Source organism: Aeromicrobium sp. UC242_57, assembly GCF_044452305.1.
Lineage (GTDB): Bacteria > Actinomycetota > Actinomycetes > Propionibacteriales > Nocardioidaceae > Aeromicrobium.
Genome location: NZ_JBIOAM010000003.1, coordinates 547,781 through 569,969 on the forward strand (window position 1 = coordinate 547,781; position 22,189 = coordinate 569,969).

Here is a 22,189-nt window from a genome sequence, read left to right on the forward strand (position 1 = left end):
GCCAGGCGACCTAGTTGGTCGAGACGACGACCGCAGTCTTGACCGCGTCGGGGTCTTTGCGCCAGCCTTCGTGCGAGGCGGTCGACGTCCAGGTCCGGCCACGGAACGACACCTCGTGTGTTCCGAGGTTGGCCGCGTTGGCGACCAAGTAGTGCGCCAGCGCCCAGCCGCGGGCTTTGACGTCGCCGGCCTTGCCGGTCAGCGGGTACCGGCGACATCGCCGTCGCGGGTGACCGGTAGGTCGCCGAACGCCTGGGCGACGTCGGCGGTGATGCGCTTGATGCTGCCGGCGCCTCGGGGGTTGATCTGGCAGGTGAACTTCGCCGGACTGTAACCCCGCAGGGCCGAGGCGAGCGCACGGGCGTAGTCCTCGTGCTGGGCGTAAGCGTGGGGAAGCCAGAGCGTTGCACGGCTTGCGCGGCGTCGTTGATCTCCATGGAACCGTAGCCGTCGACCTTGGCAAGCGCCTCGTAGAACTTTCCGATCGAGTAGTGCGGGTGCCATGATCTGCTCGACCGTGCCCCAGCCCTGTGAAGGGCGCTGCTGGAACAGCCCGATCGAGTCGCGGTCGCCGTAGTCGATGTTGTGGATCTTCGACTCTTGGAAGGCGGTGGCGATCGCGATCGTGGTAGCGCGCGGAGGCAGCCCGCGCTGCTGTGCCTTGGCGGCCATCAGCGCACTCCACTGACCTTGTTCGAGGTCGACCTGGGCGCGGACGTCACCGACCTCCGCGACGCAGAACTCGGCCCGGGACGGGGTGCGATCTTCGAAGGGTCGTCGCCACCAGCACCGAGGCGGTGACCGGCCCGGCGACGACGAACCAGCGAAATCTCAAACCAAGGCCGACTAGTTGGCGTGCAGCGCGGCGTTCAGCTCGATGCCCGTGCGCTCTCCGCGGGGACGGGCCTCGAGCACGCCGGTCTCGCTGTTGACGAGGAACAGGATGCCGTCCTGGCCCGAGAGCTCGACGGCCTTGACGATGCTGCCGTCGGGGGTCGTGACCTTCGATGCCGCGGTGACGTACACGCCAGCGGCGACGACGCAGTCATCGCCGAGGGAGATGCCGAGCCCGGAGTTGGCGCCGAGCAGGCAGCGCTCACCGACGCTGATGACCTGGGTGCCGCCACCGGACAGCGTGCCCATGATTGAGGCGCCACCGCCGACGTCAGATCCGTCGCCGACGACGACGCCGGCCGAGATGCGGCCCTCGACCATCGAGGCGCCGAGCGTGCCGGCGTTGAAGTTGACGAAGCCTTCGTGCATGACCGTGGTGCCCTCGGCCAGGTGGGCCCCGAGGCGGACGCGGTCGGCGTCGCCGATGCGGACGCCGGTGGGCACGACGTAGTCGGTCATGCGGGGGAACTTGTCGACGCTGGTCACCTGGACGTTCAGGCCGGCTGCGCGGGCCCGGGCACGGGTGGCCTCGAAGCCGTTGACGGCGCAGGGGCCGATCGACGTCCACACGACGTTGGTCAGCAGGCCGAACTGACCGTCGAGGTTGAGGGTGTGGGGCAGCACCAGCCGGTGCGACAGCAGGTGCAGCCGGAGCCACACGTCGTAGGCGTCGACAGGGGCCTGCTGCAGGTCGGCGATCGTGGTGTGGACGACGGCCTTGGTCACCTGACGGACCTCGTCCTCACCAGCCAGAGCGGTCAGCTCGGCGGGCTCAGGATCGACCTCAGGGGCAGCGCCAAGGCGGGGCTCGGGGTACCAGACATCGAGCACAGATCCGTCGGCCGTCAGGGTCGCAATTCCGTACGCGTAGGCGCCGGGATGTTCCGCAGAAGTCATGCGCCCAAATCTATCGTGGGTACCTCAACCCTTCGGCAGGCCGTCCTTGGTGCACAGGGAGCCGATCTTGTCGGTCTGGTCCTTCTTGATGTGGTCGAACATCTCGGGCGCGCGGGTCGCGTCCCAGTTGACCGCGAAGTCTTGCAGCGGAACCGTGCAGTTGAGGCCCTTGCCGCTCATCGAAGCCGACAGTGCCAGGGCGAACTTGCCCAGAGCGATGGGTCCTACGTCGTCGCCGATCGTCAGGGAGCCGGAGGCACCCTTCGCGACGCTGACGTAGCGGAACGGGTTGAGCACCGTCCACGGCGACTTGGCCTCGGACGCGATCGAGCCGAGCACCTCGCGCTGGCTCTGGACGCGCTGGATGTCTTGGGTGGCGTAGGAGTGCCGGTTGCGCGAGTAGGCCAGCGCGGTCTTGCCGTCGGCGTTCTGGCAGCCCTTCTTGACGTCGAGGCCTGAATCCTTGTCCTTGAGGTCTTCCTTGGGGCAGATCTCGATGCCGCCGAGGGAGTCGACGACCTTGACCAGCCCGCCGAAGCCGACCTCGATGTAGTTGTCGACGCGGATGCCGGTGTTCTTCTCGATCGTGCGGACCAACAGCTTGGCACCGCCATAGGCGTAGGCGGCGTTGATCTTGGTCCGTCCGTAGCCCGGGATGTCGACGATGGAGTCGCGCGGCAGCGACATCAGCACGCTGGGGCCGCTGCCGGTGTGCAGCAGCATGATGGTGTCGGTGCGGCCACGACCGCCGCCGTCGCCGCCGGTCGACAGGTCCTTCTGCTCTGCCTTGGTCAGTCCACGGCGGCTGTCGGAGCCGACCAGCAGGTAGGTCGTGCCCGGCTGGTCGTCAGGTCGGCCGCTGGCGGGGGAGGCGTCGACCTTGGCGATCTTGCCCCACGCCCAGATCGGCACCGCGACGAGGAAGATGATCCAGGCCAGGACGAGGATGCCCGCAATGCGTCGCTTGGTCTTGCGCTTCTTGGGCTTGTCGGGCGGCGTGGCGCCTGCGGTGGCGGGACGTTTGCCCGGCGGTGGCAGGTTGGGCGGTGGCAGGTCTCCCGGTGGCGGAGGTGCGGCCGTGGTGCGGGTCGGCTCGTCCTCGCCGTACAGCCACCCATAGTTGCCCTGGGGGCGCTCGTCTGACATGCCCGAAACGGTACCGGACAGGGTGCAGGTGTCGGCGGAGCAACTGCCGCGCCCCGGCCGGAAAATGCCACCAGGTCTCGGCGCGCCCTCAACCTTTGATTGAGAGTTTGTGGGGATACTGAGACCGCCTCAGCTTCTTCCCCATTTTGCGAGGACTTCATGTCTGACGTTCGATCCAGTGTCATGGGCGGCTCCTATGCCAGCCCGGCCGACACGTCTGCCCGTATCCAGTTCCGCCGTGGGCTGACGCTCATGGGGATGACTCTCGTCATGCCCGGCTCGGCCCAGATCGTGGCCGGCAACAAGCGGGTCGGCCACATCGCTGTGCGGGTCTGGCTCGGCTTCCTGGCCGTCGGTGCCGGCCTGCTGCTGATCGCGCTGACCTCGCGCCAGACGCTGCTGTCGCTGACCCTGGAATCGTCGACGCCGCTGACCCTCGGCCGCTGGGTGCTGATCCTGGGGGCCTTCGCGTGGGTCGCGCTGATGGTCGATGCCTGGCGGCTCGGACGTCCGCTGGAGATGCGCCGCCATCATCGGCTCTGGACGACAGGCCTCAACAGCGTGCTGTGCTTCGTCACCGCCGCCGTCATGCTGTTCGCCGCCCACATGGTCAGCACCGCGAACTCGTCGATCGGCACGGTGTTCGCCTCCGGCACGACCTCCGACCCCTCTGACGGGCGCTACAACGTCCTGCTGCTGGGCGGCGACTCCGGCCCCGACCGCAGCGGCGTGCGACCTGACTCGCTGACCGTCGCGAGCATCGACAAGGACACCGGACGTGCGGTCCTGATCGGTCTGCCTCGCAACCTCGAGGACGTTCCGTTCCCGGCCGGTTCGGTCATGGACAAGGAGTTCCCCGACGGATTCAACTGCGATGGCTGCTACCTCAATGCGGTCAACACATGGGCCAACGACAACGCGGCCAAGTTCGGCAAGAAGAACCCCGGCATGGACGCGACGATGGACGCGGTCGAGGAGATCACCGGCCTGAAGATGAACTACTACGCGATGGTCAACATGAAGGGCTTCGCCAAGCTGATCGACGCGGTCGGCGGGGTCGAGATGAATGTGCGCGAACGGACCGCGATCGGCGGGATCGGCTCGCCCATCCGCGGCTACGTCGAGGCCGGCGAGCAGAAGCCGACCGGCGACCAGGCGCTGTGGTACTCCCGCAGCCGGGTCCAGAACAACGACTTCTCCCGCATGGGACGACAGAAGTGCGTCATCAACGCGATGGTCCAGCAGCTCAGCCCCAAGAAGGTCCTGCTCAACGTCAACAAGATCGCCAACTCCAGCAAGAGCATGCTGACCACGAGCATCCCGCGTCAGGACCTCGACGTCTTCGCCGACCTGGCGCTCAAGGCCAAGTCGCAGAAGATCGCCTCGGTGTCGTTGGTGCCGCCGGTCATCTACACCGGCAACCCGGACTACCCGAAGGTCCGTCGCATGATCAGCAAGGCCATCGACAAGGCAGAGGGCACGACAGAGGCCAAGAGCGCGATCGCGTCGGCCAAGCTTGTCGATGCCCAAGGCCAAGGACAAGGACCCGCTGGGAGCCAACCAGAGCACCGACCTGGGTGCCGACTGCTGATCCGCGCGCGACGACGGCAACCTGTTGCCGTAGGTCGCTACTGTCATCGTTCATAATGGGTTGCACCACCGGCCGCATCATCGTGAGGGAACATGTCGCATCGCGCGAGTCTCCTGGGCCGCGGCTACCAGGATCGTCACCTGGACTCGCCGCGCGTCCGCTTCCGGCGCGCCCTCGCGCTGTGCCTGATGACGATCGTGGTGCCCGGCTCGGCCCAGATCGCTCTGGGCAAGAAGGTCATCGGCTGGCTGGCCGTGACGATGTGGGTGGCCCTGCTCGGTGCCGTCGGGTTCTTGTACTGGAAGTACCGCACCGACCGTGCGCAGGTGCTGACCTGGTTCACCGACCCTGACATCTTGTTCGCGGTGCGCCTCGGCATGGTCGTGGTGGCGCTGCTGTGGGTCGCGCTGTTCATCGACGCGTGCCGCCTCGGCTCACCGTTCAGGCTGACGTTCGTGCGCGGGGCGGTCATCGCGATCGTCAACCTCGCGATCATCGGCAGTGTCGCGACGTCCACGGCCTTCGCCTCTCAGCTCATCGAGGTGCAGCGCAGCGTCGTCAAGACGGTGTTCAAGGAGACCAAGACCTCGACACCGCTGCAGGGGCGCTACAACATCTTGCTGATCGGTTCTGACGCACGAGCAGATCGCACCGGCATCCGACCCGACACGCTCGTCGTGGCCAGCATCGACGCCGACACCGGCAAGGTCGTGCTCGTGTCGTTGCCCCGCAACCTGCAGAACGTGCCGTTCTCGGAGGACTCGCCCATGAGGCAGGTCTACCCGTACGGCTTCAACTGCGGCTCGGAGTGCCTGCTCAACGCCGTGCACACCACGGCCTCCAACCGCACCGACCTCTACCCGGACAGCGATGATCCGGGGCTCGACGCCACGATCGACGCCGTCGAGGGCGTGACGGCACTCAAGATCAACTACTACATCATGGTCAACCTCAACGGCTTCAAAGGCCTCGTCGACGCGGTCGGCGGCGTCGACATGGACGTCAAGACCCGCATCGCGATGTTCGGGCACGACGACGCGTACAAGCAGAAGTACATCGAGATCGGCCAGCAGAAGCTCGACGGCCAGCAGGCACTCTGGTACGCCCGCAGCCGGGTGCAGTCAGACGACTACACCCGCATGGGACGACAGAAGTGCCTCATGGCCGCGATGGCCAACCAGCTCAGCCCCGCGACCGTCGTGACCAAGGCCAGCAAGATCGGCAAGGCCGGCAAAGTCTGCTGAGCACCACGATCCCTCAGCAGGGCTCGGCCAGTTCGCCGATCTGGCGCTCAAGTCGCGCGGCACCAAGATCCGCACGGTCTCGATCGTCCCGCCGCAGTTCAACACCGTCACGCCAGACTTCCCGGCGATCCAGGCCGCGATCCAGAAGGCGATCGACAAGTCCGAAGGCGTGGCGCCGGCGCCGACGACCACCAAGGACCCGACGGCGCGCAAGGCCAACAACTCCGACGACCTGAACGCCGACTGCTAAGCCAAGCGGCTTATTTGTCCTGGGCCTCGTTGTAGGCGGCGATGACGGTGTCGGGGTCGCCGTCCATGATCAGGTTGCCCTGGTCGAGCCAGATGACCCGGCTGCAGGTGTCCTTGATCGACTTCATGGAGTGGCTGACCAGGAACACGGTTCCGGCGTTGTCGCGGATCTCGCGGATGCGAGCCTCGCTGCGCTGCCTGAACGTCCGGTCGCCGACGGCGAGAGCCTCGTCGACGATCAGGATCTCGTGCGTCTTGACGCTGGCGATCGCGAACTTCAGCCGCGCCGTCATGCCGGAGGAGTAGGCGCGCATCGGAAGATCGATGAACTTCTCGAGACCGGCGAACGAGACGATGTCGTCGTAGTTCTCCTCGATCTCTTCCATCGTGAAGCCCATGGCCAGACCGCCGAGGATGATGTTGCGGTCACCCGACAGGTCTTTCATCAGCGCGGCACCCACGCCGAGGAGGCTGGGACGGGACTGCGCGTAGATCGCGCCGCTGCTGGTCGTCGTGAGCCCGACGATGGCTCGCATCAAGGTCGACTTGCCCGAACCGTTGGTGCCGATGACCCCGATCGAGTCGTTCTCGTAGGCGGTGAACGAGACGCCCTTGAGGGCGTGCACCGAGCGCATCTGCTTGCCGCGGGCGCGCAGCTTCAGATTGCGTCGATCGGCTGCGGTGGGCCGCTTGCCGGTGGAGAACACCTTGTACTCGACGTGGACGTCGTCGACGATGACGACGGGGCGTCGGGTTTCAGTCGGATCAGTCGACACGTCCGTACCTCTCCTCGGCGCGCCAGAAGAACCAGACCCCGACGACGAAGATGCCGATCGACCAGGCGATCGCGCCGTACCAGAAGTTCGTGCTCATCGTGTAGTGCGGTCCTTCGAGCAGGCAGGCGCGAGCCAGGCTCAGGAATTGGTGCACCGGTTGCCAGTTGCTGATCGTGACGACCCACTCGTTGCCGCCGCCGCGGGCATCTGGGCCGAAGCGCTGCTCGACGCTGAAGAAGATGCCCGACGTGTAGAACATGAACCGAGTCAGGAAGGGCAGAAAGTTGTTGAGGTCGCGCCAGTGCACCGAGAGTCGAGCGGTGACCAGCGCCAGACCGGCGTTGAAGATGTAGTACAGCGCCATCAACGGGACGATGAGCAGCCACTCCCAGTTGGGGGAGTGGCCCATGACCAGCAGGAACAGCAGCATGATCGCGATGGTCGGCAAGAACTGCAGGAATCGTTGTGTCACGGCAGCCAGGGGCAGCACCATGCGAGGAAACGCGAGGCTCTGCACGAGGGCCGCGTTGTTCGTGATGGCCTTGCCGCCTGCGGTCCACGACTGGGCGAAGAACTCGAAGATGAACACACCGATGATGAGGAACTCGACGAAGTAGTCGGGCCGCCCCTCGGTACCGATCAGGAAGCCGAAGACGGCGCCGTACACCAGAGCGTTGAGCAGGGGCTTCAGGACGACCCACACCATGCCCAGGGAGTTTTGCTGGTTCTCGGACTCGATCTTGAACCGTGCCATCGAGTAGATGAACGTCCGGCGTCGCCAGACCTCGGTGACGTAGTCGATGAGCGAGGGGCGTCCACCGACCCGGATCAGGCCTGCGCGCGCCGCATCCTCGGCAGTTGTCATGTCGTTGGGTGTCCCTACTGTTGGGGCGGTCCGGGGCATGGAGTGAGGACTCCGCGTCAGCCTCGTCGAGTGTAGTGGATCGGGTCATGGATGTTGCCGCCCTCTTGGGCCGCAACGCGAGCGATCTCTTCTGGTGTTGCGGACGTCACGATGACGAGCGAGCCGCCGCCGAGACAGGCGTTGACCAGCAGCATCGCGTCGCGCGGCACGGTGCCGGCAGTGGCGACGAGACGTCGATCATCGGGGGTCGCCGCCTGCAGGACGTCGGCGTGCGACGAGTGCGTCCCGTCGAGGTCGAGGGCGGCGGTCGTGGGCTCCGGGGGATCGAACGACTCGAAGTGGTCGCCGTGGCCGGGCACCTCGACCCCGAGGTCGAGGAATCCTTGCGGCGGGTCGACGAACCGACCGCCGAACGGTCGCAGGGAGGCGGCCACCCGGTGTGGCTCGTCGGCGGCCAGATCGGGTCCGCTGAGTCCGATGTCTGCTGCCGAGTCGACGAGGCACGCTCCGACGTTCCAGGCGGACAGGATCCACACGATGGTGAGCCAATGACTCGGCAGCCCGATGCGGATCCTGGTGCCGGGTTCGGCGTCGAGGTCGTCGACCAGGAAGTTGCTGGTCTTGGCGACCCAGTTGGCAGTCGTGGTGGTGCTGAGCTCGACGCGCTCGCCGCTCGACATGTCGTAGTAGGTCAGCAACGGCTGCGAAGGATCGTTGCTGACTCGGAGCAGCTGGTCGAGGGTCGTGACCTGACGCCGCGTCATGCCGTGACCTTCCGGGCGTGGTCGAGCACGGCGTCTGCAGGCACGGTCTCGAAACGTCCCGGATCGGGTTCGCTCAGGCCGGCGACCGTGACGAGCCGGCCGGGGCCGGGTCGTCGTGATGGACGACCAGCGTCGGGAGGGCATCGGTGATCAGCTCGCGGAGGCCGGGGGGTGCGCAGCACGGGGTCGATCGCCAGGGTGCGGCTCGACGGTCCGAGCACGAGGACGTCGGTCTCGGCGAGTGCTTGCGCGACGGCGGGGGAGATCGTGATCTGGTCGGCGACCAGCAGCAGCTGGGTGGCCTCGTGGGCGGCGGGGTCGGCGAGGTACTGCTCGACGTGGATGGCGCGGGGGTCGTCGGTGCCGATCACGACCCGGAACTCGGCGCGGTCCTCGCAGGCGGGGAGGAGACGGTAGGGCAGGCCTGATCGGGTGGCTGCGGCGATCGTGGCATCGGTCAGCGACGTCCCGTTCGCCGTCAGGTCGGTGCGCACGATCCGAGCGGCGATGGCCTGATCGCTCGCACGCTGCCAGCGGGGGGCGTAGCCGATCGCCTCGAGCGCGTCCGCCGTGGCGAACGTGGCAGCCGACCCGGGCGGGGTCAGGAGTCCGTCGAGGTCGGGGCTGGCCAGCAGGCCGGCGCTGATGTGCCCGCGGACCGTCGGAGCGATCACCGTGAGGCGGTCGTCGGGGGACAACGAGGTGCCCAGGTCATGGGCGAATGCGGCGCCGTCGGCGCCGGTGATGAGCGTGATCCGCATGTACGCCATTGTGTCGTGCCGTCCCTGAGGCGCCCGCAACGGGGCGACACGCCGGAGATTTCGAGAATCTTGCCATCCGGCTTGACATGTGAGACACCACAGGACTGTAATTTCATCTATGTCATTCGATTTGGGGATCCCACAAGAGGTCGACGAAGAACTCATGTGGCAGGAGCGCGCTCTGTGTGCTCAGACAGACCCCGAGGCATTCTTCCCTGAAAAGGGCGGTTCGACACGCGAGGCCAAGCGAGTGTGCTTGACGTGTGACGTTCGCGGTGAATGCCTTGAGTACGCCCTGGCGCACGATGAGCGCTTCGGAATCTGGGGTGGCCTGTCTGAACGCGAACGGCGCAAGCTCAAGAAGCGAGCGTAAACAACGCTCTTTTCTCGTCCACTAGGGTCATGGTGTGGACGAGATCGAAAACGACGCGCCATTGGCTCGACGATCCCCCACCGTCGGAGCCGTGCTGGTCTCCCACAACGGGGCCAGATGGCTGCCCAAAGTACTTTCTTCCTTCAGCAACATGTTCCACGCGCCGACGGCCTGGCGGGTCGTCGACGTCAGCTCGACCGATGGCAGCGCCGAGCTTGTTGCGCGACTCGTTCGGGTCTGATCGCATCACGTACGCGCCCTCGGGCACTGGCTTCGGCGAGGCGGTTCGACGCGGAGTAGCCGAGCTGCCCAGAACCGACTGGATCTGGCTGCTGCACGACGACGCCTCCGTCCTGCCCGGCACCTTGGCCGGACTGCTCGACACCGCCACGTCCGCGCCTGACATCGCCGCGGTAGGCCCCAAGATCCGTGAGTGGCCGTCACTGCGTCGCCTGCTCGAGGTGGGCCTGACGGTCACCGCCACGGGCACCCGCGAGACGGGGCTCGAGACCGGTGAGCCCGACGCCGGGCAGCACGACCGTCCCCGCGACGTGCTGGCGGTCAACACTGCGGGCATCCTGATCCGCCGTGACGTGTGGGACGAGCTGGACGGCTTCGACCCCCAGCTCCCGTTGTACTTCGACGACATCGACTTCGGCTGGCGACTGGCCCGCGCCGGCTATCGCACGGTCACCGCCCCGTCGGCGATCATCTTCCACGCAGAGTCGAGCCGGCGCGGGCAACGTCCGCCACCGCTGGCGACGTGCCGCGCTGGGAGGAACGCCGGGCGGCGATCTACACCTCGCTGGTCAACACGCCGATGCCCCGGTTCTGGTGGCAGTTCGTCCGACTGTTCTTCGGCTCGTTGCTCCGGGTCGTCGCGCAGGTCGTCGGCAAGGACCCCGAGGCCGCGAGCGACGAGCTGCTGGCGCTGCGCTCGGCGTACCTGCACCCCGTCAGGCTGGCCCGTGCGCGACGTGATCGCGCCCGCACGGCGCGGCGTCCGCACCGCGAGATCCGCACGCTCTTCGCCCCTTTCTGGTTGCCGTACCAGCACGGTATCGACCTGCTCCGGCACGCCTTCACCGCGCTGGTGAAGCCCGAGGCCGTCGTCACGGTAGGCCGTCGCTCGACCGTCGTCGACCAGGCTCCCGACGAGGCCGTCGATCTCGACAACGCCCCGTCGCTGCTGTGGCGTCGTCCCTGGTTCACCGTCGTCATGGTGCTGCTGATCTTGTCGGTCATCGCCGGCCGTGGCCTGCTGGGTGGCTCGCTGAGCGGTGGAGCGCTGCTCCCGGCGCCCGACACTGCGGGCGGATGGTGGGCTCTGCTGTTCGAGCGACAGCACGACGTCGGCCTGCCGAGCACCGCGTTGCCGGCGCTGTTCGCCCTGCCGCTGGCAGCCGTCGCGACCCCGGTGTGGTTCGCTCCCGGTCTGGTCATCACTGCCTTCATGGTGTTCTGCGTGCCGCTGGCAGCGCTGACCGCGCACCGTTTGGGACGGCAGATCAGCCCCCATCGCGCGCCGCGCATCGTCTGGGCCGTGTCGTACGGCCTGTCGGTGTTCGTCGTCGGTGCCGTCAGCGAGGGCCGGATCGGCACCGTGGTGGCGCTGGTGATCGCTCCGATCATCGTCAACGTCGCCTGGCAGCTGGCCGAGGCGCCTGGCTGGCAGCTGGCCTTGCGGCTCGGCATCTGGATCGCGGTGGCTGCCTCCTTCGCGCCGGTCGTGCTGGTTCTCGGCCTCGGTGGCCTGCTGGTCCTCTGGTACTCCGAGGGACGGTGGGTCAGCCGGCAAGCTCGTCGTGGCCTTGGTGACGCCTTTGGTCCTGCTGGGACCCTGGCTGGCGCAGCGCGCACTCCGACCTTGGCTGGTCTGGTGGGAAGCAGGCCTGCCTCTGCCAGGCAGCGCCACGATCCGCGACGTCGTGCTGGGTCGCGCCGGCGACGGCGGGCTCCCGGGCTGGTTCACGGTCGGCCTGCTGGTGCTGGCCGTCGTGGCTCTGGTGCCCGAGCGCACCCGTTCGGGCGTGCACCTGGCCTGGATGGTCGCGATCCTCGGACTCGGTGTCGCGCTGGTCGGCACGCTCGTGACGTTCTCGACCGGCGCTGGACAAGCCGCCGTCGCGCCGTGGGTCGGCGTGCCGACCGGCCTGTGGATCGGCGCGCTGTCGACGGCGGTTTTGCTCGCGGTGCCGGCGGCACTCGACTGGCCGAGGGCCGCGCTCGTCACGGCGGTCGTCGTCGCGCTGGTGCTGCCGCTCGCCTCTGCGGGCTGGTGGCTCAAGGACGGATCGGCCGGTCCGCTCGACGACCAGCGCGTCGAAGTCGTCCCTGTGTTCCTGGCCGAGCGCCCCGGCGACACGCTGGTGCTGGCCGGAACCATCGACGACGGGGTCGACTACCGGGTGGTCGCGGGCGCCGGACCGTTCCTCGGCCAGGAGGCTGCGACGCCGACGTCCGCCTCGACCAAGCAGCTGACCGCGACGCTGCGTCGGCTGCTCGCACAGCCCACCGAACGCGATGTCAAGGCCCTCAGCTCGCTGGGGATCTCGGCGATCTATGCGCCTGATGCCGATCCCGAGCTGACTCGCCGGGTCGGCTCCGCGCCGCTGCTGGAGCCTTCCGGCAGTGATCAGCCGGGCGCGCAGGTGTGGACGATGGTCGACGAGCCCGGCGCCGACACGACCCGGGCGCCGCTGTGGCACCCGGTCGTCACGGGGCTCCAGGTCGTGCTGTGGCTCGTCGCGATCGTGATGTCGCTGCCGGTACGGAGGCGTCGCACCGGATCGGTGGCCGTCCCTGAGGAAGAGGTCGCCTCATGAAGCGTTTCGCAGGTGTGGTCTTCCCGCTGGCGGCTGTCGTGCTGGTCCTGCTGGCAGGCTGTCGACATCGACGCGGAGACGCCCCGCGCGGCGGGCAGCGTCCCCGTCAGCCAGTCGACCTATGCGTGTCCAGCCGGCTCGAGCATCACGGTCGCGTCGGGTCAGGTCGCGGCCGGTGCCGCGCGCACGGCGACTGCGCTGCCTGACAAGACCGTCGATCCGGCGCTGGGTGATCCTGCGCTGTGGCAGCAGTCGGTCGTCAAGGGGTCGGGGGTCATCGTCGAGCAGCGGGGCACCTCGTCGGGAGCAGTGGGCTACTTCTCTGGGACTGCACCGGCAGCCGGTGGCGGCGGCCTCGTCGTCGGCGAGTGCCCCGGCATCGTCGATGACGCCTGGTTCCTCGGCCTCGGCTCCGGCGGCAAGCACTTCTCGACGTTGATCCTGACCAACCTGGGCGACTCCACGGCCGCCGCTGACGTGACCCTGTGGGGTCCGAAGGGCAAGATCGAGGCCTTCGGCAACGAGGGCATCGTCATCGAGCCGCAGTCGGTCGCACGCATCCGGCTCGACGACCTGGCGGCGGGGGAGTCTGGCTCGCGGTCAAGGTGCACCGCCGGCAGGGCTCGTTGTCGGCCGTGGCGAACGACACCTCGACGGCAGTCTTCCAGGGCACCGAGCCGGTCTCGGCCACGCAGGAGCCCAGCCGCGACCAGGTCGTCGGAGGCGTCGTCGCCGGCACATCGGGGCGCACGCTCCTGGTGCTCAACCCCGGCGGCTCGACTGCACGGGTCAAGGTCGACGTGGTGGGCCGCGAGGGCACCGTGAGCCCGACCGGTCTGGACGACATCCAGGTCAAGGCCGGGACCGTGCAGGCCGTGACGGTGCCGAAGTCGGCTGGCGCCGACGAGCAGGCGCTGCGGATCACGTCCGACCAGCCGGTCTCGGCGACGGTGCGGATGGCCCCCACCACCAAGGACTACGCCTACGCCGAGTCGACGCCGGTGCTGTCGGGGCCGACGGTCGTGCCGGTCGACCTCGGTGCCGCCGGTGGCATGCCACGGCTGATCCTGACGGCGCCGGGCAAGCGCGCCACGGTCGAGGTGCAGGCCTTCGACGCTGCGATGAAGCCGTTGAAGTCGACCTCCGTCACGATCGGCGCTGGCACGACCCGAGGCTTCACGCCCCCGGACAAGGCGGCGGCCTATCTCGTCCTGCGTCCCAACGGCGACGTCATCGCCGCAGCGACCTACACCGACAAGGACAAGATCGCTTCGCTGGCGCTCCACGGCGCACCGCTCGCGGCCAAGGCCCCACAGGTTCGCCCCGCCAGCTGACGCGCCACCCCGGATATCGGCGGTTTTGGGTCGAACAGGGCCCTCCATCGACGTGAAACCGCCGACATCCTGAACTGGGGGGACCCGCTCTCACCGAGGCCGCGGATCCAGGTCGTCCGGCGACATGTGCCAGACCTCGGCGAGCCGGTCGAGCGCGACCGACCAGACGAGGTCTTCGACGTCCTCGCGGGTGGGGCAGCGCTGACTGATCGGGATGCGGAACAGCACGATGCGGGTCAGCTCGGGGGTGGCGGCCACGATCGATAGCGGCACCTCGTCGGTCCACTCGGGCGGCAGCAGCGGTGCTTCTTCCACGACGATCTCGACGTGGTCGGGCTCGATCGAGAAGTGCGGCTCGAGCGCCGCCAAGATGTCGGTGACGAGCAGATCGAACGACTCGCGCGGTGAACGGTGCGCGGGGACGCTGCGCGGGGACAGTGGGCCTGGAAGGGCCATCGGGCCGCGGGGGCCGCGGCCGCGCCGATCGCGCATCCGGCCGGGTCGCGGGCCGGTCACGATGCCGCCGAGGTGATCCATGCGGTGAGCCTAACGCGTGTGCCACCACCACCCCGATAGCCTCGCCACGTGGCAACAGTTCGACGCTGCACGCGATCGGCGTGCTCCCAGGCAGCAGTGGCGACACTGACCTATGTGTACGCCGACCAGACGGCGGTGCTGGGTCCGTTGGCGACCTACGCCGAGCCGCACACGTATGACCTGTGTGCTGTGCACGCCCAGCGGACGTCCGCCCCGCAGGGCTGGAACGTGCTGCGGCTTGCCCCGACCCCGAGGCCGACAGGCCGTCGCACGACGACCTGCTGGCCCTCGCCGACGCGGTACGTGAGGCAGGGCGCCCGCCGGCACCCGAGCCTGACGGCCCGCCTTCCCTTCGACTCGTGAGGCCCGATTCGTGATCGACCCCCGTCTGGGGCTGGTGGTCAAGGCGTACGACGTACGCGGCCGCTCGCCCGAAGCTCGACCCTGCCCTGACCCGCGCGCTGGGGGAGGCATTCGCCCTCGAGACCCAGATCGACGGCGACAGCGTCGCAGGCGGCGGCACTGCCGTCATCGGCCACGACATGCGTGACACCTCGCCGTTGCTGGTCGAGGCGTTCGCCGACGGCGTCCGCGCACGTGGCGGCAACGTCATCAGCATCGGCCTGGCCTCGACCGATCTGCTCTACTTCGCCTCGGGCGACCTCGACCTGCCGGGTGCCATGATCACCGCGAGCCACAACCCGGCCGAGTACAACGGCATCAAGCTGTGCCGCGCCGGCGCCAAGCCGATCGGCTACGACACGGGCTTGTCGAAGATGGCCGAGGTGGCTACCGCTGCTGACCCGCACCGAGCTGCCCGAGCCGACCGGTTCGATCGAGCAGCAGGACGCGCTCAGCCGCTATGCCGAGTACCTCCACCAGATCGTGCCGGTACCGGCCGGGCGACGCCTCAAGGTCGTCGCCGACGCTGGCAACGGCATGCGCCGGCCACACGGTGCCCTCGGTGTTCGCCGACCTGGACGTCGACCTGACGCCGATGTACTTCGAGCTCGACGGAACCTTCCCGAACCACGACGCCAACCCGCTCGACCACACGACCCTGGTCGACCTGCAGGCCAAGGTGCGCCAGACCGGTGCCGACATCGGCCTGGCTTTCGACGGCGACGCCGACCGCTGCTTCGTTGTCGACGAGCTCGGCCAAGTCGTCTCGCCCAGCGCGATCACCGCTCTCATCGCGCACCGGGCGCTGCTGGCCAACCCCGGCGCCACGATCCTGCACAACGTCATCACGTCGAAGGCCCGTGCCCGAGATCATCACCGAGAACGGCGGCACCGCGGTGCGTACGCCGGTCGGTCACTCGCTGATCAAGGCCGAGATGGCCCGCACGGGCGCGCTGTTCGGTGGCGAGCACTCGGGGCACTTCTACTTCAAGGACTTCTTCCTGGCCGACTCCGGCATGATCGCGGCGTTGCACGTCATGGCCGCCCTCGCCGAGACGTCCGGCACGGTCTGTAAGCTCATGGCCCAGTACGAGCGCTACGTTTCGTCGGGCGAGATCAACAGCACCGTCGACGACGCCCAGGCGGTGCTGGCCAAGCTGGCGCAGGCCTACGCCGACCTGCCCCAGGACAGCATGGACGGTCTGACGATCACCGGCGACACCTGGTGGTTCAACGTCCGCGCCTCCAACACCGAGCCGCTCCTGCGCCTCAACGTCGAAGGCGACGACGAGGCCACGATGGCCGACGTGCGCGACAAGGTGCTCGCGGTCATCCGCGCCCGCCCCTAGCCCCGCCTTGACCGCGAGTGGTGCGGAATGGACGTACCGAGACGGGCAGATTCATATGGTCGTGACAACGCTTGTTGAATTGGAGTGTTGTCATGGTGAAGTTGTTCGAACCTGGGACGCGTGAGCGTTTCGTTGATTCGGTGTGTGGCGGGATGTCGCTGCTGGCGGCGGCTCAGAGTGTCGGCGCGTCGGTTGGATCCGCGACGCGTTGGTGGCGCCAGTCTGGGCGGATGGAACTTGCTCTCGTTGTCGGTCGCAAAGATGGCGGCGGTCTGGTGGCCCCGATCCCACCGTCATTGCCAGGAAAGTCCTCATCGTCTTGCCGTCGATCGTTGTCGATGATGGATAGGTCGTTGATTCAGGCCGGTCGGTGTTTGCAGATGTCGTACGCGCAGATCGGGATCTTCATCGGCCGGGACAAGTCGGTGGTCTGGCGTGAGGTCAACCGGTCGTCGAGCCCGGACGGGGTCTATTACGCGTCGGTCGCTCACCGGTTGGCAGCCGAGCTGCGGCGCCGGCCCAAGGCCTTCAAGCCGCTACGAACGGGCCGTTGTGCCGGTTCATCGAGGCCGCGATGGACGAGGGCTGGTCGCCGGGCTTGATCGCCGGGATGCTCACGAAGACGTTCGGTGACGATCACACTTGGAGGGTGTCCCACGAGACGATCTATCAGGCCCTCTACGTCCAGACCCGTGGCGAGCTGCGCGCTGACCTGCACCGCAACCTCAGCCTGAAACGCGCGAACCGGCGACCACAGACCCGTGATCGCAAGGCCAGCAGTCCCTACAAGGAGGCCTTCACGATCAGCGACCGGCCCGCTGAGGTCGACGACCGTGCTGTTCCGGGTCATTGGGAAGGTGACCTGATCGTTGGACCGGCTTCGAAGTCCGCGATCGGGACGTTGGTCGAGCGCACAACCCGGTTCACGATCTTGCTGCACCTGCCAGATCGCCATGACTCGCAGACCGTCGCGGCGGCGATGATCGACGCGATGCGTGACCTGCCCAAACACTTGCGGCAGTCGATCACCTGGGACCGCGGGTCCGAGCGCGCGGCCTATGAAGACATCCAGCCGCGTTGGACACGAAGTTGTTCTTCTGTGACCCGCACTCGCCCTGGCAGCGCGGCACGAACGAGAACACCAACCGTCTGCTGCGGTTCTGGTTCGAGAAGGGAAGCGACCTGTCCGTCCATAGCGCTGAGGACCTCGCCCGCGTCGCAGCGACCCTGAACCGCCGTCCCCGCCCGACGCTGAACCTCAAGACCCCAGCCCAAGCGCTGAACACGCTCCTCAAAGAGGCCGCGTGAAACCAACCCGTTGCCACCACCCATTGACTTTGCCACGGCGAGCCTGTCCAAGGCGCACCGCTCGGGGGCTGGCATGCACCGCTCGCGACCGTGGCCGGCGAGCCCGCGTACTAGGGTGGAGCCATGAACCTTGACCCGGCTCTGCTCGAGATCCTCGTGTGTCCTCAGTGTCGTGCCACGTTGTTCGTCGACGACGACGCCAGCGAGCTGGTGCGACACCTGTGCGCTGGCCTACCCGTGCGTCGCGACATTCCTGTGATGCTCGTCGACGAGGCACGCGCGCTGCGCTGAACCTTCAGCCGGATGTAAATTAGGGTAGGCTAACCTTTGGGTCGACGATCTGTCGACCCAAAAGGATGCGTCGCGATGAGAGCCCATGACTGAGCCAAGCCCCCCGTTCTCGCGCGTTGCGGCGGCCGGTGTGGCGGTGGAGGCCACTCCGGCAGACCTGATGTCGTGGCTGCCCATGTTCGACTCACCGATCGCGATGACGGGTGAACTCGGCAGTATCGATGACGGAGACTCGCGGCTATGCCCCGCCCTCGCTCACCACAGAGCCGGTGATTCTCGACCCGCACCGGGTCAATCTGCGACTCGACCGCTCAGCATTGGCCCGGGTCGTCGCAAGTGAGTCCGACGAGCCGCGAGACCCTGCTGCCGTCCAGCTGGTCGACGCCCACGACCGGCTGCTGCACCGCGGATACGTCAGCCTCCTCCGATGACCAGGTCACGCTGAAGTCGCTGATGGTGCTGGGTGGGCGAAGCTGGACGCCTGGTGAGGCCGCGTCTGAGACCCGCAAGGCCAGGACGACGGGTGCTGATCGCATTCGACTGGCCGAAGGCAGCGGTGACGACCATGTCGACGAGATCATCTCCGACGCACGCCACAGCCGTGGCGCTGTGCTCTCCGGGCTCGGCCGCGACACCGTCTCCCGGGTGCCTGCCGATGAGGTGGTGCACATGCTGTTCCACCTCGGCCAAGACGGCGTGCCGATCACCGTCGTCACGCCGGTGCCGGGGCTTGCGCATCTGCGCAGTGGACGGATCGACACGATGCGGCAGCTGCGTCTGGGGCGCGAGCCTGTCGATCGGTGGCTGCACCGTCGCCATCGATCACCAGATGCTCGGCCCGGCCTGGATCGTGCGTCCGCTGCACGGGCCGGCGTTCATCGAGCAGCACGACGTGTGGGGGCGCTGTGTCCTGGTCGTCATGTCAGCCTGCGATCGCAGCCTCGACCCAGACTCGGCCATTCGCTGGGAGCACATCACCGCGATGCTCTCAGTCTTCTCGGCGCACTGATTCCGCACACGGGTGGGCACGACGAGTCGATGAGGTAAATATTGTCGCTCGCCGGTAGGCTGGCAGGCATGGATTACAACGTCGCAGACCTCTCGCTCGCCGAGTACGGTCGCAAGGAGATCGACCTCGCCGAGCACGAAATGCCGGGCCTGATGGCCATGCGCGAGCGCTTCGGAGCGAGCCAGCCGCTCGCTGGAGCACGTATCGCAGGATCGCTTCACATGACGATCCAGACCGCCGTGCTGATCGAGACGCTCACCGCGCTCGGCGCCGACGTCCGCTGGGCGACCTGCAACATCTTCTCGACCCAGGACCACGCTGCCGCTGCCGTCGTGGTGGGCCGTGACGGCACCCCCGAGAACCCCCAGGGCACCCCCGTCTTCGCCTGGAAGGGCGAGTCCCTGGCCGAGTACTGGGACGAGGCCGAGAAGGTCTTCGACTTCGCCGAAGGCGGACCCAACGTCCTGCTCGACGACGGTGGAGACATCACGATGCTGCTGCACCTGGGCGTCGAGTACGAGAAGACCGGCGTCGTCCCGTCGCAGGACAGCACCGACAACGAAGAGTTCAAGGAGGTGCTGCGTGTCCTGGCCCGTTCGGTCGCCAACAAGCCGCAGCACTGGACTAACATCGCCAAGGACATCCAGGGCGTCTCCGAAGAGACCACCACCGGTGTCCTGCGCCTGTACGACCGTTTCCGCGAAGGCACGCTGCTGTTCCCGGCGATCAACGTCAACGACTCGGTCACCAAGAGCAAGTTCGACAACAAGTACGGCTGCCGCCACTCGCTGATCGACGGCATCAACCGCGCCACCGACGTCATGATCGGCGGCAAGGTCGCCGTCGTGTGTGGCTACGGCGACGTCGGCAAGGGCTCGGCAGAGTCGCTCCGCGGCCAGGGCGCCCGTGTCATCGTCACCGAGATCGACCCGATCTGCGCACTGCAGGCAGCGATGGACGGGTACGAGGTCAAGCGCCTCGAGTCGGTCGTCGAGTACGCCGACATCTTCATCACGACCACCGGCAACTTCGACATCATCCGGGTCGAGCACTTCGAGAAGATGAAGCACCAGGCGATCGTCGGCAACATCGGCCACTTCGACAACGAGATCAACATGGCCGGTCTGGCCAAGATCGAGGGCATCGTCAAGGACGAGATCAAGCCCCAGGTCCACCAGTGGATCTTCCCTGACGGCAAGAAGATCATCGTGCTGTCCGAAGGACGTCTGCTCAACCTCGGCAACGCGACGGGTCACCCCTCGTTCGTGATGTCGAACTCGTTCACCAACCAGGTGCTGGCGCAGATCGAGCTCTACAGCAAGGCCAGCCAGTACGAGCTGGGCGTCCACGTCCTGCCCAAGCACCTCGACGAAGAGGTCGCCCGCCTGCACCTCGACGCCCTCGGTGTCGAGCTGACCCAGCTGAGCAAGGAACAGGCCGCCTACCTGGGCGTCGACGTCGCGGGGCCCTACAAGTCGGATCACTACCGCTACTGATCCCGACCCGCCCCCGCATGATCACCACGCCGACCGTCGGCCACCCCAGCAGCAGCACATCGCTGAGGTGGCCGACGGAAGGCGTTCGACGACCAGGAGTACCGGCATGAGCTATCGACGAACCCGACGAGACCGCGTGCTCGTCGTCGACGACGACGCCTCGCTCGCCGAGATGCTGACGATCGTGCTGGAGGGTGAGGGTCTCACCACGGCCGTGTGCCGGTCAGGCGAACGCGTCCTGGCGACCATGGCCCACTTCAAGCCCGATGTGGTCCTGCTCGACCTGATGCTGCCGGGCATCGACGGCATGAACGTGTGCCGGTTGATCCGCGAACGGTCGTCCGTGCCGATCATCATGCTGACGGCGAAGTCAGACACCCCCGACGTCGTGGCCGGGCTCGAGGCCGGCGCCGACGACTACATCACCAAGCCGTTCAAGAACACCGAGCTCGTCGGCGCGGGTGCGTGCCCGGCTGCGTCGCTCCGACCAGCTCGAGGAGATGCTGGTCTTCGGCGACATCGTGCTTGACCCCGCCGGTCACACCGTGACCCGCAAGGGCGTGCCGCTCGAGCTGACCCCGCTCGAGTTCGACCTGCTGGCCTGCCTGCTGAGCGATCCCTCGCAGGTGTTCTCCCGCGAGACGCTGCTCGAGAAGGTCTGGGGCTACCACCACCCGGGCGACACCAAGCTCGTCAACGTCCACATGACCCGACTGCGCTCCAAGATCGAGGACGACGCCGAGGATCCCGAGATCATCCGCACCGTGCGCGGCGTCGGATATCAGGCGATCTCGCCACCCGCATGAGTCGCTGATGCGCGGCCTCGCGCAGTTCTGGCGCCGCTCCATCCAGGTCCGGGTGGTGACGAGCACGATCGTGCTGAGCTCGCTCGTCATTGCGCTGACCGGCTGGGCCCTGCTCAGCGACGTCGCCAGCGGTCTGGCCGACGACCGGCGTATCGCGGCGGTCTCCGAGGCGCGTTCCGGATTCGACTACGCCCAGACGCAGCTCGACGCATCGGTCGAGACCGAGCCGTCGACGCAGTCGCAGACCCTCACGCAGATGGTCGACTCGTTGACCCGGTCCCGGGGGAGCCACCCGCACCTACGAGCTCGTCCTCGAAGGTCCGTTGCTGACCGCCGACGGACAGGTCCCGATCCGTTCGTCGGCTGCGATCGAGCCCGGCTCGTTGCCCGACGACCTCGCCGAGGCGGTGCGCTCCGCCCCGGGCACCTACTGGCGGTACTCCGACCTCTCGCTGCTCGGATCGTCCAAGGTCGAGCCGGCCGTCGTCGTCGGCAGCCAGCTGCGCGTGCCGGGCAGCGGCGACACGTATGCGTTGTTCTACCTGTTCTCGATGCAGGACCAGCAGGAGACGCTGAGCCTGGTGCGTCGGGCGCTGCTGCTCGGCGGCATCGCGATGGTGCTGATGGTCGCGGCGGTGGCCTGGCTCGTGTCGCGTCAGGTGCTCGACCCGGTCCGGATGGCGCGACGTATCGCCGAGCGCTACGCCAGCGGCCACCTCGAGCAACGCATGCACGTCAGCGGCGAGGACGACATCGCCCGACTGAGCAACTCCTTCAACCAGATGGCCGCCAGTCTCCAGAGCCAGATCAGGCGGTTGGAGAACCTGTCCCGGCTGCAGCAGCGCTTCGTCTCCGACGTGTCGCACGGCCGCGGACACCGCTGACGACCGTCCAGATGGCCAGCGAGGTGCTGTACGACTCCCGCGACCGCTTCGACCCGCACACCGCCCGCTCGGCCGAGCTGCTGAAGGGCGAGCTGGACCGGTTCGAGTCATTGCTCTCCGATCTGCTCGACCTGAGCCGGTTCGACGCCGGCGCCGCGCAGCTCGAGCTCGGGACGGTCGACCTGTCGCGCATCGCCGTCGAAGCCGCAGAAGATCCCGGCGTCGCCCGCAAGGGCATCGAGGTGCGACTGATCGGGGTCGACACCCCGGCCGTCGTCGAAGCCGACATCCGGCGCATCGACCGCATCGTGCGCAACCTGCTGACGAATGCCACCAAGTACAGCCAGTCAGATGTCATCGAGATCGAAGTGGCGCCAAAATGACGAGT

General features: G+C 67.4%; 23 protein-coding genes and 6 pseudogenes. 20 read left to right on the forward strand and 9 right to left on the reverse strand.

Going from position 1 to position 22,189, the window contains the following annotated elements; translation table 11 throughout:
* Positions 1-10: 10 nt before the first annotated feature.
* From ACHMWU_RS13250 to ACHMWU_RS13265, 4 genes are all read right to left on the reverse strand, one after another.
* Entirely contained in the window at positions 11-148 is a 138-nt protein-coding gene (locus tag ACHMWU_RS13250) for a hypothetical protein (protein WP_396044339.1), read from the reverse strand.
* A 50-nt stretch (positions 149-198) separates the two neighbouring features.
* Positions 199-672 carry a hypothetical protein gene (locus tag ACHMWU_RS13255; protein WP_396044342.1) on the reverse strand — a complete coding sequence of 158 codons (474 nt, stop codon included), beginning with the start codon at positions 670-672 and terminating at the stop codon, positions 199-201.
* Positions 673-846: 174 nt separating this feature from the next.
* Positions 847-1,791, reverse strand: a complete 945-nt coding sequence (gene dapD / locus ACHMWU_RS13260; protein ID WP_396044344.1) for a 2,3,4,5-tetrahydropyridine-2,6-dicarboxylate N-succinyltransferase — start codon at positions 1,789-1,791, stop codon at positions 847-849.
* 24 nt (positions 1,792-1,815) lie between these two features.
* Positions 1,816-2,937: an LCP family protein gene (locus ACHMWU_RS13265; RefSeq protein ID WP_396044347.1), complete on the reverse strand. Its 1,122-nt coding sequence runs from the start codon at positions 2,935-2,937 to the stop codon at positions 1,816-1,818.
* A gap of 159 nt (positions 2,938-3,096) precedes the next feature.
* Between ACHMWU_RS13265 and ACHMWU_RS13270 the strand changes: the two genes are divergently transcribed.
* Positions 3,097-4,584, forward strand: coding sequence for an LCP family protein (locus tag ACHMWU_RS13270; RefSeq protein ID WP_396044350.1), 1,488 nt, complete (start codon positions 3,097-3,099; stop codon positions 4,582-4,584).
* 36 nt (positions 4,585-4,620) lie between these two features.
* Entirely contained in the window at positions 4,621-5,772 is a 1,152-nt protein-coding gene (locus ACHMWU_RS13275; RefSeq protein WP_396044352.1) for an LCP family protein, read from the forward strand.
* Positions 5,773-6,032: 260 nt separating this feature from the next.
* Here ACHMWU_RS13275 and ACHMWU_RS13280 read toward each other — a convergent pair whose 3' ends face one another.
* The 4 genes from ACHMWU_RS13280 to ACHMWU_RS13295 are packed head-to-tail and all read right to left on the reverse strand — an operon-like array spanning position 6,033 to position 9,187.
* A complete protein-coding gene (locus ACHMWU_RS13280; protein ID WP_396044355.1) occupies positions 6,033-6,797 on the reverse strand; it encodes an ABC transporter ATP-binding protein in 765 nt (254 codons plus the stop codon).
* Positions 6,787-7,662, reverse strand: a complete 876-nt coding sequence (locus ACHMWU_RS13285; protein WP_396044358.1) for an ABC transporter permease — start codon at positions 7,660-7,662, stop codon at positions 6,787-6,789. Before ACHMWU_RS13285 ends, ACHMWU_RS13280 begins: the two co-directional genes overlap by 11 nt.
* A gap of 56 nt (positions 7,663-7,718) precedes the next feature.
* Positions 7,719-8,426: a TIGR03089 family protein gene (locus ACHMWU_RS13290; RefSeq protein ID WP_396044360.1), complete on the reverse strand. Its 708-nt coding sequence runs from the start codon at positions 8,424-8,426 to the stop codon at positions 7,719-7,721.
* A complete protein-coding gene (locus ACHMWU_RS13295) occupies positions 8,423-9,187 on the reverse strand; it encodes a 2-phospho-L-lactate transferase CofD family protein (RefSeq protein WP_396044363.1) in 765 nt (254 codons plus the stop codon). The genes ACHMWU_RS13290 and ACHMWU_RS13295 overlap by 4 nt, the downstream gene beginning before the upstream one ends.
* Positions 9,188-9,305: 118 nt before the next feature.
* Here ACHMWU_RS13295 and ACHMWU_RS13300 point away from each other — a divergent pair, with 118 nt between their 5' ends.
* The 5 genes and pseudogenes from ACHMWU_RS13300 to ACHMWU_RS13320 all read left to right on the forward strand — a co-directional run bounded on the left by ACHMWU_RS13300 (position 9,306) and on the right by ACHMWU_RS13320 (position 13,719).
* On the forward strand, positions 9,306-9,560 hold the full coding sequence (locus tag ACHMWU_RS13300) for a WhiB family transcriptional regulator (RefSeq protein ID WP_396044366.1): 255 nt from the start codon (positions 9,306-9,308) through the stop codon (positions 9,558-9,560).
* A 34-nt stretch (positions 9,561-9,594) separates the two neighbouring features.
* Entirely contained in the window at positions 9,595-9,801 is a 207-nt protein-coding gene (locus ACHMWU_RS13305) for a glycosyltransferase family 2 protein (RefSeq protein ID WP_396044369.1), read from the forward strand.
* Complete coding sequence (locus tag ACHMWU_RS13310; protein ID WP_396044372.1) at positions 9,761-10,657, forward strand: glycosyltransferase; 897 nt, start codon at positions 9,761-9,763, stop codon at positions 10,655-10,657. The genes ACHMWU_RS13305 and ACHMWU_RS13310 overlap by 41 nt, the downstream gene beginning before the upstream one ends.
* 714 nt (positions 10,658-11,371) lie before the next feature.
* On the forward strand, positions 11,372-12,385 hold the full coding sequence (locus ACHMWU_RS13315; RefSeq protein WP_396044375.1) for a hypothetical protein: 1,014 nt from the start codon (positions 11,372-11,374) through the stop codon (positions 12,383-12,385).
* A gap of 309 nt (positions 12,386-12,694) precedes the next feature.
* Positions 12,695-13,719 (forward strand): annotated as a pseudogene (locus ACHMWU_RS13320) (DUF5719 family protein).
* Positions 13,720-13,809: 90 nt separating this feature from the next.
* Here ACHMWU_RS13320 and ACHMWU_RS13325 read toward each other — a convergent pair.
* Entirely contained in the window at positions 13,810-14,256 is a 447-nt protein-coding gene (locus ACHMWU_RS13325) for a metallopeptidase family protein (RefSeq protein WP_396044377.1), read from the reverse strand.
* Positions 14,257-14,370: 114 nt separating this feature from the next.
* Here ACHMWU_RS13325 and ACHMWU_RS13330 point away from each other — a divergent pair.
* The 13 genes and pseudogenes from ACHMWU_RS13330 to ACHMWU_RS13390 all read left to right on the forward strand — a co-directional run bounded on the left by ACHMWU_RS13330 (position 14,371) and on the right by ACHMWU_RS13390 (position 22,184).
* Positions 14,371-14,633, forward strand: a pseudogene (locus ACHMWU_RS13330) (DUF3499 family protein).
* A 114-nt stretch (positions 14,634-14,747) separates the two neighbouring features.
* Positions 14,748-15,248 (forward strand): hypothetical protein, encoded by a 501-nt coding sequence (locus ACHMWU_RS13335; RefSeq protein ID WP_396046732.1) that lies wholly within the window; start codon positions 14,748-14,750, stop codon positions 15,246-15,248.
* A gap of 5 nt (positions 15,249-15,253) precedes the next feature.
* Positions 15,254-15,355: pseudogene (locus tag ACHMWU_RS13340) on the forward strand (hypothetical protein); the annotation flags it as partial.
* 199 nt (positions 15,356-15,554) lie between these two features.
* A pseudogene (manB, locus tag ACHMWU_RS13345) lies at positions 15,555-15,698 on the forward strand (phosphomannomutase/phosphoglucomutase); the annotation flags it as partial.
* 39 nt (positions 15,699-15,737) lie between these two features.
* Positions 15,738-16,007, forward strand: coding sequence for a hypothetical protein (locus tag ACHMWU_RS13350; RefSeq protein ID WP_396046734.1), 270 nt, complete (start codon positions 15,738-15,740; stop codon positions 16,005-16,007).
* Between the two features lie 92 nt (positions 16,008-16,099).
* Positions 16,100-17,315 (forward strand): annotated as a pseudogene (locus ACHMWU_RS13355) (IS30 family transposase).
* Positions 17,316-17,438: 123 nt separating this feature from the next.
* Complete coding sequence (locus ACHMWU_RS13360) at positions 17,439-17,606, forward strand: Trm112 family protein (RefSeq protein ID WP_396044380.1); 168 nt, start codon at positions 17,439-17,441, stop codon at positions 17,604-17,606.
* Positions 17,607-17,827: 221 nt separating this feature from the next.
* Positions 17,828-18,037 carry a hypothetical protein gene (locus ACHMWU_RS13365; RefSeq protein WP_396044382.1) on the forward strand — a complete coding sequence of 70 codons (210 nt, stop codon included), beginning with the start codon at positions 17,828-17,830 and terminating at the stop codon, positions 18,035-18,037.
* A 92-nt stretch (positions 18,038-18,129) separates the two neighbouring features.
* Complete coding sequence (locus ACHMWU_RS13370; RefSeq protein ID WP_396044384.1) at positions 18,130-18,615, forward strand: hypothetical protein; 486 nt, start codon at positions 18,130-18,132, stop codon at positions 18,613-18,615.
* 68 nt (positions 18,616-18,683) lie between these two features.
* On the forward strand, positions 18,684-20,111 hold the full coding sequence (gene ahcY, locus ACHMWU_RS13375) for an adenosylhomocysteinase (RefSeq protein WP_396044386.1): 1,428 nt from the start codon (positions 18,684-18,686) through the stop codon (positions 20,109-20,111).
* 106 nt (positions 20,112-20,217) lie between these two features.
* Positions 20,218-20,917 (forward strand): annotated as a pseudogene (mtrA, locus tag ACHMWU_RS13380) (MtrAB system response regulator MtrA).
* 323 nt (positions 20,918-21,240) lie between these two features.
* The gene (locus ACHMWU_RS13385) at positions 21,241-21,801 is read left to right on the forward strand and encodes a HAMP domain-containing protein (RefSeq protein ID WP_396044388.1); all 561 of its coding nucleotides are present in this window, start codon (positions 21,241-21,243) and stop codon (positions 21,799-21,801) included.
* A gap of 11 nt (positions 21,802-21,812) precedes the next feature.
* A complete protein-coding gene (locus ACHMWU_RS13390; RefSeq protein WP_396044390.1) occupies positions 21,813-22,184 on the forward strand; it encodes a hypothetical protein in 372 nt (123 codons plus the stop codon).
* The last annotated feature ends 5 nt before the right edge of the window (positions 22,185-22,189 follow it).